This window comes from Citrobacter sp. Cpo091, assembly GCF_030332645.1.
In the GTDB taxonomy this organism is placed as follows: Bacteria; Pseudomonadota; Gammaproteobacteria; order Enterobacterales; family Enterobacteriaceae; genus Citrobacter; species Citrobacter portucalensis.
Map to the genome: position 1 here is coordinate 129,506 of NZ_JAOWHL010000040.1, position 15,943 is coordinate 145,448.

A 15,943-nucleotide genomic window follows, 5' to 3' on the forward strand; every position below is an offset into this window, starting at 1 on the left:
TGCGTATTGACATCATCCTTGCTGTGGCTTATTTTCAGGAGTGAGGGTTAGGGAAGGTTTCCCCTCCCCCTGGTGTCTTAGTAAGCCGGTAAGCTAATGACTAAGAGTATCACCAGTATGATGACGTACTTCATCATAACCCTTTCCTTATTTTGGCCCCTTCCTCGGGAGGGGCTTTCCCGTTCCAGCGTCCCGCTGAAATCTCTGGCTTTCCTCCTTTTTGCCTTGTCAGCACTCTATCGCACAATTGCGTATTCGCTATCTTCACCACCGATTGTTGCGTAACGCCTCGCAAAGCCGCGTCAGCATTCAGACGAATCCCGACAGTGTTTCATAATTCCTCCATTTTTCTCCCTTGTTCGCTGGCTAAACTAGTATCATTCCGCGAATCGTTTCAGGATGAGAAACTCATAACAATGAAAGGCAGTAATAAATCCCGCTGGGTGATAGCAATCGTGATCGTCGTGGCCGCCGTCGCCGCCATCTGGTTCTGGCAAAGCCGTAGCGCATCCCAGGGAACCGCACCGGGCGCAACCAAACCCGCGCAGCACACTGCGGGGTCAGGACGGCGTGGAATGCGCTCCGGACCGTTGGCTCCCGTGCAGGCTGCCACCGCCACCGAGGAAGCCGTGCCACGTTACCTGACAGGGCTGGGGACCGTTACTGCCGCAAATACCGCCACGGTGCGTAGTCGGGTGGATGGTCAACTCATCGCCTTACACTTTGAGGAAGGACAACAGGTTAAAGCCGGTGACCTGCTAGCAGAAATAGATCCCAGCCAATTCAAAGTTGCTCTGGCTCAGGCGCAGGGACAACTGGCAAAAGATAAAGCCACACTGGCGAATGCCCGTCGCGATCTTGCCCGCTATCAACAGTTGGTTAAAACCAATCTGGTCTCCCGTCAGGAGCTGGACGCCCAGCAGGCGTTGGTCAATGAGACGTTAGGCACAATCAAAGCAGATGAAGCCAGCGTCGCCAGCGCTCAGTTGCAGCTCGACTGGAGCCGGATAACCGCACCTGTCGATGGTCGTGTCGGCCTGAAACAGGTCGATGTCGGTAACCAAATTTCCAGCGGCGATACCACCGGAATCGTCGTCATTACGCAAACGCATCCCATCGACCTGATATTTACGTTGCCTGAAAACGACATTGCTACCGTGTTGCAGGCACAAAAATCGGGGAGCCAGCTGAAGGTCGAAGCCTGGGACCGAACCAATTCGCAAAAGCTGAGCGAAGGTGTCCTGCTCAGTCTCGACAATCAGATTGATGCCACCACCGGAACAATCAAAGTTAAGGCTCGTTTTAACAATCAGGATGATGCTTTATTCCCTAACCAGTTCGTTAACGCCCGCATGCTGGTCGACACACAACAAAATGCCGTTGTGATCCCAACTGCCGCCCTGCAAATGGGTAACGAAGGCCATTTTGTCTGGGTGCTGAACAGCGATAACAAAGTGAGCAAACACCTGGTTAAACCGGGAATTCAGGATAGCCAAAAAGTGGTGATTACTGCCGGGTTGTCTGCGGGCGATCGGGTCGTGACCGACGGTATTGATCGTCTGACGGAAGGCGCAAAAGTCGAAGTCGTTGAGGCGCACGATGCCTCTGTTCAGGACGAGAAAACAGCGCCACGCGGATACGGCAAAAAAGGAGCTAACTCCTGATGCAGGTGTTACCTCCGGACAACACAGGCGGACCATCGCGCCTGTTTATTCTGCGCCCCGTCGCCACCACGCTGCTGATGGTCGCGATTTTGCTTGCCGGAATTATCGGTTATCGCTTCCTGCCAATCGCCGCCTTACCTGAAGTGGATTACCCCACGATTCAGGTCGTTACGCTCTACCCCGGTGCCAGCCCGGATGTCATGACCTCGGCGGTCACCGCACCGCTTGAACGTCAGTTTGGGCAGATGTCTGGCTTAAAACAGATGTCATCACAAAGCTCCGGTGGCGCATCGGTCGTTACGTTACAGTTTCAACTGACGCTCCCGTTGGATGTTGCCGAGCAGGAAGTTCAGGCCGCGATTAACGCCGCCACCAATTTATTACCCAGCGATCTCCCTAACCCTCCGGTCTACAGCAAGGTAAACCCGGCAGATCCGCCGATCATGACGCTGGCGGTCACATCCAGCGCCATGCCGATGACGCAGGTGGAAGATATGGTCGAAACCCGCGTCGCGCAGAAAATCTCTCAGGTATCCGGCGTGGGCCTGGTAACACTTTCCGGTGGGCAACGTCCGGCGGTCCGCGTGAAGCTTAACGCTCAGGCCATTGCCGCACTCGGTCTGACCAGCGAAACCATCCGTACGGCCATTACCGGTGCCAACGTCAATTCGGCAAAAGGGAGTCTTGATGGTCCAACGCGTGCCGTTACCCTTTCAGCCAACGACCAGATGCAGTCCGCGGATGAATATCGTCAGCTCATTGTTGCCTATAAAAACGGTGCGCCGGTTCGTCTGGGCGATGTCGCCACCGTTGAGCAAGGGGCCGAAAACAGCTGGCTGGGCGCATGGGCCAATAAGCAACAAGCTATAGTAATGAATGTTCAGCGCCAACCTGGCGCAAACATCATCTCCACGGCAGACAGTATCCGCCAGATGCTGCCGCAGCTCACCGAGAGCCTGCCCAAATCGGTTAAGGTCAGCGTACTTTCCGATCGTACAACCAATATTCGTGCGTCCGTAGCGGATACCCAATTTGAATTGATGCTGGCGATTGCGCTGGTAGTCATGATTATCTACCTGTTTTTGCGCAATATTCCGGCAACTATTATTCCTGCAGTCGCCGTACCGTTATCGTTAATCGGTACTTTCGCGGTGATGGTATTTCTTGATTTCTCCATCAACAACCTGACCCTCATGGCGCTAACCATTGCGACAGGTTTTGTGGTGGATGACGCTATCGTGGTTATCGAGAATATTTCACGCTATATCGAAAAAGGCGAAAAACCGCTGACTGCTGCCCTGAAGGGGGCGGGCGAGATTGGTTTTACCATCATCTCTCTGACATTTTCACTGATCGCCGTACTGATCCCACTGCTGTTTATGGGGGATATCGTAGGTCGATTGTTCCGGGAGTTCGCTGTGACGCTGGCCGTAGCGATTCTGATTTCCGCTGTTGTCTCGCTCACTCTTACGCCGATGATGTGCGCGCGTATGCTGAATCAGGCCTCATTGCGTAAGCAAAACCGCTTCTCCCGCGCCTCAGAGCGCATGTTCGATCGCGTCATTGCCGGGTACGGCCACTGGCTGGCGAAAGTGCTCAACCATCCGTGGCTCACGCTGAGCGTTGCGCTCGGCACGCTGGCGCTGAGCGTTATGCTATGGGTCTTTATCCCCAAAGGCTTCTTTCCGATCCAGGATAACGGCATTATCCAGGGCACGCTACAGGCACCGCAGTCAAGCTCATTTGCCAGCATGGCCCAGCGCCAGCGTCAGGTTTCAGATGTCATTCTGAAAGATCCGGCGGTAGAAAGCCTGACCGCTTTTGTCGGTGTGGACGGCACTAATACGGCATTGAACAGCGCGCGCTTACAAATCAACCTTAAGCCGCTGGATGAACGCGACGATCGGGTGCAGAAAGTGATTGCGCGCCTACAGGACGCGGTTGACAGAGTCCCCGGCGTTGACCTTTATCTTCAGCCCACTCAGGATCTGACGATTGATACTCAAGTCAGCCGGACGCAATATCAGTTCACGCTGCAAGCGACATCCCTTGATGCCCTTAGCATCTGGGTTCCACAGCTGTTAGCAAAATTAAATCAGCTACCGCAACTGTCCGATGTCAGTAGCGACTGGCAGGACAAAGGGCTGGTAGCGTATGTGAACGTCAATCGCGACAGCGCCAGCCGTTTGGGCATCAGCATGTCAGATGTCGACAACGCTCTGTACAACGCTTTCGGCCAGCGACTGATTTCAACCATCTACACCCAGGCAAATCAGTATCGCGTGGTGTTAGAACATGACACCAACAATACACCGGGGCTTGCGGCACTGGATACAATACGCCTGACCAGTAGCGACGGTGGCATAGTACCGCTCAGCGCGATCGCCAGTATTGAACAGCGTTTTGCCCCGCTGTCGATTAACCACCTCGATCAGTTCCCGGTCACCACCATCTCGTTCAACGTGCCAGACGAACATTCGCTGGGTGATGCGGTACAGGCCATTCTGGATACCGAAAAAACGCTTAACCTGCCCGCAAATATTACCACCCAGTTCCAGGGCAGCACGCTCGCCTTCCAGGCTGCGCTGGGAAATACCATCTGGTTGATTGTGGCTGCGGTTGTCGCGATGTATATCGTCCTCGGCGTGCTGTATGAGAGCTTTATTCACCCAATTACTATTCTCTCCACGTTGCCGACGGCGGGCGTCGGGGCGCTCCTGGCGTTAATGATTGCCGGGAGCGAACTGGACGTCATCGCGATTATCGGCATTATTTTGCTCATCGGTATCGTCAAGAAAAACGCCATCATGATGATCGACTTTGCCCTTGCCGCGGAGCGCGAACAGGGAATGTCACCACGCGATGCCATTTTTCAGGCCTGTCTGCTGCGTTTTCGCCCGATCCTGATGACTACACTGGCGGCACTGCTCGGCGCGTTGCCACTGATGTTAAGTACCGGCGTGGGCGCAGAGTTACGTCGTCCATTAGGTATTGGCATGGTCGGTGGGCTGCTGGTGAGTCAGGTATTAACCCTGTTTACCACCCCGGTGATTTATCTGCTGTTTGACCGTCTGTCGTTGTACGTGAAAAGCCGCTTCCCACGTCAGGAAGAGGAAGCGTAAATGAAATTTTTCGCGCTTTTCATTCATCGTCCGGTGGCGACCATTCTCATTTCGGTGGCCATCACCCTGTGCGGCATACTCGGATTTCGTCTGCTGCCGGTCGCTCCGCTACCGCAGGTGGATTTTCCGGTGATCATGGTCAGCGCATCGTTACCGGGTGCCTCACCCGAAACGATGGCGTCCTCGGTCGCAACTCCGCTGGAGCGCTCGCTGGGGCGCATTGCGGGCGTGAACGAAATGACATCAAGCAGTTCACTTGGCAGTACGCGTATTATTCTCGAATTCAAATTCGACCGTGACATCAATGGCGCGGCGCGGGACGTTCAGGCCGCAATTAACGCCGCGCAAAGTCTGCTACCCAGCGGGATGCCGAGCCGACCAACGTATCGCAAAGCCAACCCTTCCGATGCGCCAATCATGATCCTAACGCTGACGTCGGACACGTACTCGCAAGGTGAATTGTACGATTTCGCATCAACCCAGCTGGCGCAGACCATCGCACAGATCGACGGCGTGGGCGACGTGGACGTTGGAGGCAGCTCTCTGCCTGCCGTGCGTGTAGGGCTTAATCCTCAAGCGCTGTTTAACCAGGGCGTGTCGCTGGACGACGTACGTAGCGCAATTGACAACGCCAACGTGCGTAAGCCGCAGGGCGCTATCGAGAATGATACCCACCGCTGGCAGGTCCAAACCAACGATGAGCTGAAAACCGCCGCCGAATACCAGCCGATTATCATCCACTACAATAACGGCGCGGCGGTACGACTGGGCGACGTTGCGTCTGTAACCGACTCGGTGCAGGACGTACGCAACGCGGGGATGACCAATGCCAAACCGGCCATTCTGCTGATGATCCGCAAGCTACCGGAAGCCAATATTATTCAGACGGTAGACAGCATTCGCGCCAAATTGCCGGAGCTACAAACGCTGGTCCCGGCCGCTATCGATCTGCAAATCGCCCAGGACCGCTCGCCGACTATTCGCGCCTCGCTGGAAGAAGTCGAACAGACGCTGATTATCTCCGTGGCGCTGGTTATCCTGGTGGTCTTTATTTTCCTGCGCTCCGGGCGTGCGACGCTGATACCCGCGGTAGCTGTTCCGGTCTCGCTGATCGGTACCTTTGCCGCCATGTATCTGTGTGGATTCAGCCTGAACAACCTGTCGTTGATGGCGTTAACCATTGCTACGGGATTTGTCGTCGATGACGCCATCGTGGTGCTGGAAAATATTGCCCGCCACCTGGAAGCAGGAATGAAGCCGCTCCAGGCAGCGTTACAGGGTACGCGCGAAGTGGGATTCACCGTGCTCTCCATGAGCCTGTCGCTGGTGGCGGTGTTCCTGCCACTGCTGTTAATGGGCGGATTGCCTGGACGCTTGCTACGCGAATTTGCCGTCACGCTGTCGGTTGCTATCGGTATCTCACTGCTGGTGTCGCTGACATTAACGCCAATGATGTGCGGCTGGATGCTCAAATCCAGCACCCCGCGCGAACAGTCTCGTAAACGGGGTTTTGGTCGTGTGCTGGTGGCGCTGCAACAGAGTTACGGCACCTCGCTTAAATGGGTGCTGCGCCATACGCGGCTGGTAGGCGTGGTGTTACTCGGTACCATCGCGCTGAATATCTGGCTTTATATTTCCATCCCCAAAACCTTCTTCCCGGAGCAGGATACGGGTGTATTGATGGGTGGGATCCAGGCCGATCAGAGCATCTCATTTCAGGCCATGCGCGGCAAACTGCAGGACTTTATGAAGATCATCCGCGACGACCCGGCGGTGAATAACGTCACCGGTTTTACCGGTGGTTCGCGGGTCAACAGCGGGATGATGTTTATTACCCTCAAGCCACGTGATGAACGCCGTGAAACGGCTCAGCAGGTGATCGACCGCCTGCGCGTCGCGCTTTCAAAAGAGCCAGGTGCGAATCTGTTTTTAATGGCGGTGCAAGATATTCGCGTTGGTGGACGCCAGGCCAACGCCAGCTATCAATACACATTGCTGTCCGACGATCTCGCGGCGCTGCGTGAGTGGGAACCGAAGATCCGTAAGGCGCTTGCCGCCCTGCCCCAACTGGCAGACGTCAACTCCGATCAGCAGGACAATGGCGCGGAGATGAATCTGATTTACGATCGCGACACTATGTCTCGTCTGGGGATCGACGTGGCAGCCGCCAACAGCCTGTTGAATAATGCTTTCGGACAACGACAGATCTCTACCATCTATCAGCCGATGAACCAGTACAAAGTGGTGATGGAGGTCGATCGACGTTACACCCAGGACATCAGCGCACTGGACAAAATGTTCGTCATCAACAATGACGGTAAAGCGATCCCGTTATCGTACTTTGCTAAATGGCAACCAGCGAATGCGCCGCTATCTGTAAACCATCAGGGTTTGTCTGCCGCCTCAACCGTGTCGTTTAACCTGCCGACAGGTTCTTCACTGTCAGAAGCGACAGAGGCCATCAACAGAACCATGACCCAGCTCGGCGTCCCTTCCACGGTTCGCGGTAGCTTTGCCGGTACCGCACAGGTATTTCAGGACACCATGAATTCGCAGGTGATCCTGATTATCGCCGCCATCGCCACGGTCTATATCGTGCTGGGTATGCTGTATGAAAGCTATGTCCATCCGCTGACCATCCTCTCCACGCTACCTTCGGCTGGCGTCGGGGCGTTGCTGGCGCTGGAACTGTTCAATGCCCCGTTCAGCCTAATCGCCCTGATAGGGATCATGCTATTAATTGGCATTGTGAAGAAAAACGCCATCATGATGGTCGATTTTGCGCTGGAAGCGCAGAGAAACGGCAAGCTACAGCCGGAAGAAGCTATTTTCCAGGCCTGCCTGTTGCGCTTTCGCCCAATAATGATGACCACGCTGGCGGCGTTGTTTGGCGCGTTGCCGTTGGTGTTATCCGCAGGGGATGGCTCTGAACTGCGTCAGCCTTTGGGGATAACCATTGTCGGTGGGCTGGTCGTGAGCCAGCTCCTGACGCTGTACACCACGCCCGTGGTCTATCTCTTTTTCGACCGCCTGCGTCTGCGTTTTTCGCGTAAAAACAGCAAACCGGTAGCAGAGTTATGACAGAACTTCCCGACAGCACCCGCTGGCAACTTTGGATTGTGGCATTTGGCTTTTTTATGCAGTCGCTGGATACCACCATCGTTAACACCGCGCTTCCTTCGATGGCGGCAAGCCTCGGGGAAAGCCCGTTACACATGCATATGGTCATTGTGTCATATGTTTTAACTGTTGCCGTGATGCTGCCCGCCAGCGGATGGCTGGCGGACAAAGTTGGTGTGCGTAATATCTTCTTCACCGCCATCATCCTGTTTACGCTTGGCTCGCTGTTTTGCGCCGGGTCCAGCACACTCAACGAGCTGGTGATGGCGCGCGTCTTACAAGGCGTTGGCGGCGCGATGATGGTGCCGGTCGGCAGGCTAACGGTGATGAAAATCGTCCCGCGTGAGCAATATATGGCGGCAATGACGTTTGTCACTTTACCCGGTCAAATCGGCCCGCTGCTGGGCCCGGCGTTAGGCGGGATTCTGGTTGAATACGCCTCCTGGCACTGGATATTTTTGATTAACATTCCGGTAGGCATTGTCGGCGCAATAGCGACGTTAATGCTGATGCCCAACTACACCATGCAAACCCGACGTTTCGACCTCTCAGGGTTCGCGATGCTGGCGGTCGGCATGGCGGTACTGACGCTGGCGCTCGATGGCAGCAAAGGAACCGGCCTCTCCAGTATCACGCTGGCGGCGCTGGTTATCTGCGGGGTATTGGCTATTGCGCTGTATCTGAAACACGCCCATCGTAATCCGCGTGCGCTATTCAGCCTGAATCTGTTTCGCACACCAACCTTCTCGCTAGGTCTGTTCGGCAGTTTTGCCGGACGCATCGGCAGCGGCATGTTGCCGTTTATGACACCGGTGTTTTTACAGATTGGCCTCGGTTTTTCACCTTTTCATGCCGGGCTGATGATGATCCCGATGGTGCTGGGCAGTATGGGCATGAAGCGCATTGTGGTGCAGGTCGTTAACCGCTTTGGTTACCGTCGTGTGCTGATTACCACTACGCTTGGCCTGTCGCTGGTCAGTCTGTTGCTAATGACCACGGCACTGCTGGGCTGGTATTACGCCCTGCCCTTCGTGCTGTTTTTACAGGGAATGGTCAACTCAACGCGTTTTTCATCCATGAACACACTTACGTTAAAAGATCTGCCTGACGATCTGGCCAGCAGCGGTAACAGCCTGCTGTCGATGATCATGCAGCTATCGATGAGTATTGGTGTGACCATCGCAGGCCTGCTGCTGGGCATGTTCGGCCAACAGCATATCGCCATCGACAGCGGAAGTACGCATACCGTCTTTATGTATACCTGGCTGTGCATCGCCTTCATTATTGCGCTGCCCGCCATTATTTTTGCCCGCGTGCCGAACGACACGCAAACCAACGCGGTGATTTCACGGCGCAAAAGGAGCACCTGATGAAGTTCTGGCGGCCCGGTATCACTGGCAAACTGTTTCTGGCGATTTTCGCCACCTGCATTGTGTTGCTGATCAGCATGCACTGGGCCGTACGCATTAGCTTCGAACGTGGTTTTATTGACTATATCAAGCACGGCAACGAGCAGCGGCTGCAAATGCTCAGCGACGCATTAAGCGAGCAGTACGAGCAACATGGCAACTGGCGATTCTTACGCAATAACGATCGTTTTGTTTTCCAGATCCTGCGCTCTTTTGAACACGACAACGACGATGATAAACCGGGTCCAGGCATGCCGCCACACGGCTGGCGTACACAGTTTTGGGTTGTCGACCAAAATGCCCGCGTGCTGGTCGGCCCGCGCGGCCCAGTTCCTCGCGACGGCATGCGCCATCCCATACGCGTTAACGGTAGCGAAGTGGGCGCCGTGATTGCCTCTCCTGTGGAACGCTTAACGCGGAATACGGATATCAATTTCGACATGCAGCAAAGACGATCCAGTTGGCTTATCGTTGCGCTCTCCACGATCCTGGCCGCGCTGGCGACGTTTACGCTGGCGCGCAGCCTGCTGGCCCCGGTTAAACGGTTGGTGGAAGGCACGCACAAACTGGCGGCGGGCGATTTCACCACTCGCGTTACGCCAACCAGTACGGATGAGCTGGGCAAGCTGGCGCAGGACTTCAACCAGCTCGCCAGTACACTGGAAAAAAACCAGCAGATGCGTCGTGACTTTATGGCCGATATTTCTCACGAACTGCGTACGCCGTTGGCGGTGTTGCGCGGTGAACTGGAGGCCATTCAGGATGGTGTCCGCCAGTTTACCCCTGACTCCGTTGCCTCGTTGCAGGCTGAAGTCGGTACGCTCACCAAACTGGTTGACGACCTTCATCAGCTCTCCATGTCAGATGAAGGCGCGCTGGCCTACCAGAAAACATCGCTGGACCTCATCCCCCTATTGGAAGTGGCAAGCGGCGCATTTCGTGAACGCTTCGCCAGCCGTGGATTGACCATACAGCTTTCGCTCCCCGACAGCATGACGGTATTTGGTGACAGGGATCGTCTGATGCAGCTGTTCAACAACCTGCTGGAAAACAGTCTGCGCTACACCGATAGCGGTGGCGGGTTGCATATCAGCGCCGAACAACGCGAACGCATGGTGTTATTAACCTTCGCTGATTCCGCTCCCGGCGTAAGTGACGAGCAGTTACAGAAGCTGTTTGAACGATTTTATCGCACCGAAGGCTCGCGCAACCGCGCCAGTGGAGGTTCCGGGTTGGGGCTGGCGATTTGCGTCAATATCGTACAAGCGCATAATGGTCTGATTCGTGCCGCCCATTCGCCTTTTGGTGGGGTTAGCATTACAGTAGAGTTACCGCTGGAACGCGATTTACAGAGAGATGTATGACTGAGTTACCCATTGATGAAAACACACCGCGTATTCTGATCGTGGAAGATGAGCCTAAGCTGGGGCAACTGCTGATCGACTACCTGCGGGCAGCGAGCTATGCCCCTACGCTGATCAACCACGGCGACCTGGTTCTGCCTTACGTGCGCCAAACGCCGCCCGATCTGATCTTGTTGGATCTGATGCTGCCCGGTACCGACGGTCTGACTCTGTGTCGGGAAATTCGCCGCTTCTCAGAAGTCCCCATCATGATGGTAACCGCTAAAATCGAAGAGATTGATCGCCTGCTGGGGCTGGAGATCGGTGCTGATGATTATATTTGTAAACCTTACAGCCCGCGCGAAGTTGTCGCGCGCGTAAAAACGATCCTGCGTCGTTGCAAACCGCAGCGCGAACTGCAACAAATGGATGCAGACAGCCCGCTTATCGTCGATGAAGGCCGTTTTCAGGCCTCCTGGCGTGGGAAGATGCTCGATTTAACGCCCGCCGAATTCCGCTTACTTAAAACGTTGTCACATGAGCCGGGAAAAGTGTTCTCCCGTGAACAGTTGCTCAATCATCTCTATGACGATTACCGCGTCGTTACAGACCGCACCATCGACAGCCATATTAAGAACCTGCGACGCAAGCTGGAGTCGCTTGATGCCGAGCAGTCGTTTATCCGCGCGGTCTATGGCGTGGGGTATCGCTGGGAAGCCGACGCCTGCCGAATTGCTTAAACTCTCCTGCACTTCAGGGCTCCGCTGCTCCGTGAGCCCTGGTAACTAGCAACTCTCCAAATATCGCTCATACTCTTTCTGACAATACTGTCGTCAATAACTGTTTGATATAAAACTTTTAATCAAGGAGTTCATATGGCTGGTTGGTTTGAATTAAGTAAGAGTAGCGATGATCAGTACCGCTTTGTTCTTAAAGCTGGGAACGGGGAAATAATCCTTACCAGTGAGCTTTACACTACAAAAGGCGCTGCAGAAAAAGGGATCGCATCTGTCCAGGCTAACAGCCCTCTGGATGAGCGTTATGAGAAAAAAACAGCGTCTAATGGCAAATTACATTTCAACCTGAAAGCTGCAAACCACCAGATTATTGGTAGCAGTCAACTGTATGCGAATGAACAGTCACGCGAGACCGGTATTGCTTCAGTTAAGACCAATGGTGTCAGTCAGACGATAAAAGATAAGACCTGATAATTATTTGCTCAGCCGGGTAACGCAACGCTGTCGCCCGGCGTTTTTCTTTACCTGACTTCCTCGCAGCGCTACAATGCCCGCCCTTAATATGGGGGCACTCCCCTAACCGCCTCATTGAGTGAGGCGAGTCTGACCTGTCATCAGAACGAGAAAATTATGTTTAAACCGGAACTCCTTTCCCCGGCGGGAACGCTGAAAAACATGCGTTACGCTTTCGCCTATGGCGCTGACGCTGTGTATGCGGGCCAACCGCGTTACTCACTGCGCGTACGCAACAACGAATTCAACCACGAAAACCTGCAGCTCGGCATTAATGAAGCCCATGAACTGGGTAAAAAATTCTATGTGGTGGTTAACATTGCCCCACACAATGCCAAGCTGAAGACCTTCATTCGTGATCTGAAACCGGTGGTGGAAATGGGGCCGGATGCACTGATCATGTCAGACCCTGGTCTGATTATGCTGGTGCGCGAAAACTTCCCTGACATGGACATTCATCTTTCAGTACAGGCTAACGCCGTAAACTGGGCAACGGTGAAATTCTGGAAGCAGATGGGGCTGACCCGCGTGATCCTCTCCCGCGAGCTGTCGCTGGAAGAAATCGAAGAGATCCGCACCCAGGTGCCGGATATGGAGCTTGAGATCTTCGTTCACGGCGCGCTGTGTATGGCCTACTCCGGCCGTTGCCTGCTTTCTGGCTATATCAACAAGCGTGACCCTAACCAGGGTACCTGCACCAATGCCTGCCGCTGGGAATACAACGTGCAGGAAGGCAAAGAAGACGTGGTGGGCAATATCGTGCATAAGTACGAGCCTATCCCGGTACAAAACGTTGAGCCTACGCTGGGTATCGGCGCACCGACAGATAAAGTCTTTATGATTGAAGAAGCCCAGCGTCCGGGTGAGTATATGACCGCGTTCGAAGACGAACATGGCACTTACATCATGAACTCAAAGGATTTGCGTGCCATTGCCCACGTTGAACGCCTGACGCAGATGGGCGTGCATTCCCTGAAGATCGAAGGCCGCACCAAGTCATACTATTACTGTGCACGTACCGCGCAGGTCTATCGTAAAGCCATTGATGATGCCGCAGCCGGTAAACCGTTCGACCCGCAACTGCTGGAAACGCTGGAAGGCCTGGCGCATCGTGGTTACACCGAAGGGTTCCTGCGCCGTCATACGCATGACGACTATCAGAACTACGAATACGGCTTCTCTGTTTCCGAGCGTCAGCAGTTTGTCGGCGAATTCACCAGCGAACGTAAAGGTGAACTGGCAGCCGTACTGGTGAAAAACAAATTCACCGTCGGCGACAGCCTGGAGCTGATGACCCCACAAGGCAACATCAACTTTACCCTCGAGCAGATGGAAAACGCGAAAGGCGAAGCCATGCCGGTTGCGCCGGGCGATGGTTACACCGTGTGGATGCCAGTACCAGAGGATATCGATCTGAATTATGCATTGTTGATGCGTAATTTTACCGGTGAGTCCACGCGCAACCCGCATGCTAAGTAGTTAATTACGGTTATTTTTCAGCGTTCGGAAGATTCTTAGAAATCGATCACATACCGTTGCGTTCATTAAGGGTATTATCCCCTCCGCTGAAAAACATAACCCATAAATGCTAGCTGTACCAGGAACCACCTCCTTAGCCTGCGTAATCTCCCTTACGCAGGCTTATTTTTTGCCTACTGTTTAAACTCCCCCGAATATCCCATTTCAAATCACGATTATCAGGCGAAAAAAAACCGGGCATTACGCCCGGCTGATTAGGTGATTAAAGATTAATGTGCAGCTTCTGGCTTGTGCTTTTGCGCACTCTGGAAGCCATAGGTCAGCTCATTTTTCTCTTTATCCAGCGCAACGGTCACCTGGCCACCATCCACCAGCGAACCGAACAGCAGTTCATTAGCCAATGGTTTTTTCAGGTTATCCTGGACCACACGCGTCATTGGACGTGCGCCCATTGCGCGGTCGTAGCCTTTCTCTGCCAGCCAGTCACGCGCTTCCTGACTCACTTCCAGAGAGACACCTTTCTGATCCAGCTGAACCTGAAGCTCGACGATAAACTTATCAACAACCTGATGAATCACCTCGGTAGAGAGATGATCAAACCAGATAATGTTGTCGAGACGGTTACGGAATTCCGGCGTAAACACTTTTTTGATTTCGCCCATTGCATCAGTACTGTTGTCCTGATGAATCAACCCAATCGATTTACGCTCAGTTTCACGCACACCGGCGTTGGTGGTCATGACCAGCACCACGTTGCGGAAATCCGCTTTACGCCCGTTATTGTCGGTCAGCGTGCCGTTATCCATCACTTGCAGCAGCAGGTTAAAGACATCCGGGTGCGCTTTTTCGATTTCATCCAGCAGCAGTACCGCATGCGGATGCTTAATAACAGCATCGGTCAGCAAACCGCCCTGGTCGAAACCGACATACCCCGGAGGCGCACCAATCAGGCGGCTGACGGTGTGGCGTTCCATATATTCGGACATATCAAAACGCAGCAGTTCAATACCCAGCGCTTTGGACAACTGCACCGTGACTTCGGTCTTACCGACGCCAGTTGGTCCGGCAAAGAGGAACGAACCGACCGGTTTATGTTCGTGTCCCAGACCGGCACGGCTCATTTTGATCGCTTCAGTCAGCGCCTCAATGGCTTTATCCTGTCCGAATACCAGCATTTTCAGACGGTTGCCCAGGTTTTTCAGCGTGTCGCGATCGCTCTGCGAAACGCTCTTCTCCGGGATCCGCGCAATGCGGGCCACAACGGACTCGATATCCGCCACGTTGACGGTTTTCTTGCGCTTGCTGACCGGCATCAGACGCGCACGCGCGCCCGCCTCATCGATCACGTCAATCGCTTTATCCGGCAGATGACGATCGTTAATGTATTTCACCGCCAGTTCAACCGCTGCACGCACCGCTTTGGCGGTATAGCGGACGTCATGGTGCGCTTCGTATTTCGGCTTCAGACCGTTGATTATCTGCACGGTCTCTTCTACCGATGGCTCAGTGACATCGATTTTCTGGAAACGGCGCGCTAACGCACGATCTTTTTCAAAGATATTGCTGAATTCCTGATAGGTTGTGGACCCTATCACACGGATCTTACCGCTGGAGAGCAGCGGCTTGATCAGGTTAGCCGCATCCACCTGGCCGCCCGATGCCGCACCCGCACCGATAATGGTGTGGATCTCATCGATAAACAGAATGCTGTTAGTATCCTGTTCCAGCTGTTTCAGCAGCGCCTTAAAGCGTTTTTCAAAATCACCGCGATATTTGGTGCCAGCCAAAAGCGAGCCGATATCCAGGGAGTAAAGGGTGCAATCAGCCATGATTTCAGGCACATCACCCTGGACGATACGCCAGGCAAGGCCTTCAGCAATGGCGGTTTTACCGACACCAGACTCTCCCACCAGCAGCGGGTTGTTTTTTCTGCGACGGCACAGTACCTGAATGGCGCGCTCCAGCTCTTTGTCCCGGCCAATGAGCGGATCAATTCCGCCCACTCGGGCAAGCTGGTTAAGGTTAGTCGTGAAGTTTTCCATACGGTCCTCCCCGCCAGCTTGCTCTTCGTTATTTGGCTGATTCCCAGAGTCAGAAGACTGACTGGGTTCGTCTTTGCGCGTGCCATGAGAAATAAAATTCACCACATCAAGGCGGCTCACTTCATGCTTACGCAGCAGATAAGCCGCCTGAGATTCCTGCTCGCTGAAGATAGCGACCAGCACATTTGCGCCGGTAACTTCATTACGCCCGGAGGACTGAACATGAAAGACCGCACGTTGCAGTACACGCTGAAAACTCAACGTTGGCTGCGTGTCGCGTTCTTCCTCACTGGCAGGCAATACAGGTGTGGTCTGTTCAATGAAGGCTTCGAGTTCCTGACGGAGCGCCACCAGATCCACAGAACACGCTTCCAGCGCTTCGCGGGCCGATGGGTTACTGAGCAACGCCAGTAACAAGTGCTCGACGGTCATAAACTCATGTCGGTGCTCGCGCGCTCTGGCGAAAGCCATGTTTAAACTGAGTTCCAGTTCTTGATTGAGCATAGGCACCTCC

10 protein-coding genes are annotated in these 15,943 nt (G+C 54.1%); 8 read left to right on the forward strand and 2 right to left on the reverse strand.

Annotated elements, in window-relative coordinates; genetic code table 11:
* Positions 1 to 77: 77 nt before the first annotated feature.
* Positions 78 to 137, reverse strand: a complete 60-nt coding sequence (locus OGY04_RS19590; protein WP_106672390.1) for a type I toxin-antitoxin system Ibs family toxin — start codon at positions 135 to 137, stop codon at positions 78 to 80.
* 279 nt (positions 138 to 416) lie between these two features.
* Here OGY04_RS19590 and OGY04_RS19595 point away from each other — a divergent pair, with 279 nt between their 5' ends.
* The 8 genes from OGY04_RS19595 to trhP all read left to right on the forward strand — a co-directional run bounded on the left by OGY04_RS19595 (position 417) and on the right by trhP (position 13,387).
* Positions 417 to 1,664, forward strand: a complete 1,248-nt coding sequence (locus OGY04_RS19595) for an MdtA/MuxA family multidrug efflux RND transporter periplasmic adaptor subunit (protein WP_057067263.1) — start codon at positions 417 to 419, stop codon at positions 1,662 to 1,664.
* Positions 1,664 to 4,786 carry an MdtB/MuxB family multidrug efflux RND transporter permease subunit gene (locus OGY04_RS19600; protein ID WP_286585908.1) on the forward strand — a complete coding sequence of 1,041 codons (3,123 nt, stop codon included), beginning with the start codon at positions 1,664 to 1,666 and terminating at the stop codon, positions 4,784 to 4,786. The genes OGY04_RS19595 and OGY04_RS19600 overlap by 1 nt, the downstream gene beginning before the upstream one ends.
* Positions 4,787 to 7,867 carry a multidrug efflux RND transporter permease subunit MdtC gene (mdtC, locus tag OGY04_RS19605; RefSeq protein WP_137377507.1) on the forward strand — a complete coding sequence of 1,027 codons (3,081 nt, stop codon included), beginning with the start codon at positions 4,787 to 4,789 and terminating at the stop codon, positions 7,865 to 7,867. It abuts the gene before it with no gap.
* Positions 7,864 to 9,276: an MFS transporter gene (locus tag OGY04_RS19610; RefSeq protein WP_003834276.1), complete on the forward strand. Its 1,413-nt coding sequence runs from the start codon at positions 7,864 to 7,866 to the stop codon at positions 9,274 to 9,276. Before mdtC ends, OGY04_RS19610 begins: the two co-directional genes overlap by 4 nt.
* The gene (baeS, locus tag OGY04_RS19615) at positions 9,276 to 10,679 is read left to right on the forward strand and encodes an envelope stress sensor histidine kinase BaeS (protein WP_003834277.1); all 1,404 of its coding nucleotides are present in this window, start codon (positions 9,276 to 9,278) and stop codon (positions 10,677 to 10,679) included. Before OGY04_RS19610 ends, baeS begins: the two co-directional genes overlap by 1 nt.
* Positions 10,676 to 11,398, forward strand: a complete 723-nt coding sequence (gene baeR, locus OGY04_RS19620; protein ID WP_032943946.1) for an envelope stress response regulator BaeR — start codon at positions 10,676 to 10,678, stop codon at positions 11,396 to 11,398. Before baeS ends, baeR begins: the two co-directional genes overlap by 4 nt.
* Before the next feature lie 135 nt (positions 11,399 to 11,533).
* Complete coding sequence (locus OGY04_RS19625) at positions 11,534 to 11,866, forward strand: YegP family protein (protein ID WP_048224506.1); 333 nt, start codon at positions 11,534 to 11,536, stop codon at positions 11,864 to 11,866.
* 159 nt (positions 11,867 to 12,025) lie between these two features.
* On the forward strand, positions 12,026 to 13,387 hold the full coding sequence (gene trhP / locus OGY04_RS19630) for a prephenate-dependent tRNA uridine(34) hydroxylase TrhP (RefSeq protein WP_286585913.1): 1,362 nt from the start codon (positions 12,026 to 12,028) through the stop codon (positions 13,385 to 13,387).
* 269 nt (positions 13,388 to 13,656) lie between these two features.
* Here the strand turns inward: trhP and clpA are convergent, their stop codons facing one another.
* Positions 13,657 to 15,933: an ATP-dependent Clp protease ATP-binding subunit ClpA gene (gene clpA, locus OGY04_RS19635; protein ID WP_003036804.1), complete on the reverse strand. Its 2,277-nt coding sequence runs from the start codon at positions 15,931 to 15,933 to the stop codon at positions 13,657 to 13,659.
* Positions 15,934 to 15,943: the final 10 nt, after the last annotated feature.

Excerpts from the sequence above, each read along its gene's own strand:
- OGY04_RS19625 (WP_048224506.1), top strand. The coding sequence starts at position 11,534 with ATGGCTGGTTGGTTTGAATTAAGTAAGAGTAGCGATGATCAGTACCGC.
- OGY04_RS19595 (WP_057067263.1), top strand. The coding sequence starts at position 417 with ATGAAAGGCAGTAATAAATCCCGCTGGGTGATAGCAATCGTGATCGTC.
- OGY04_RS19610 (WP_003834276.1), top strand. The coding sequence starts at position 7,864 with ATGACAGAACTTCCCGACAGCACCCGCTGGCAACTTTGGATTGTGGCA.
- baeR (WP_032943946.1), top strand. The coding sequence starts at position 10,676 with ATGACTGAGTTACCCATTGATGAAAACACACCGCGTATTCTGATCGTG.
- clpA (WP_003036804.1), bottom strand. The coding sequence starts at position 15,933 with ATGCTCAATCAAGAACTGGAACTCAGTTTAAACATGGCTTTCGCCAGA.
- baeS (WP_003834277.1), top strand. The coding sequence starts at position 9,276 with ATGAAGTTCTGGCGGCCCGGTATCACTGGCAAACTGTTTCTGGCGATT.
- OGY04_RS19600 (WP_286585908.1), top strand. The coding sequence starts at position 1,664 with ATGCAGGTGTTACCTCCGGACAACACAGGCGGACCATCGCGCCTGTTT.
- mdtC (WP_137377507.1), top strand. The coding sequence starts at position 4,787 with ATGAAATTTTTCGCGCTTTTCATTCATCGTCCGGTGGCGACCATTCTC.
- trhP (WP_286585913.1), top strand. The coding sequence starts at position 12,026 with ATGTTTAAACCGGAACTCCTTTCCCCGGCGGGAACGCTGAAAAACATG.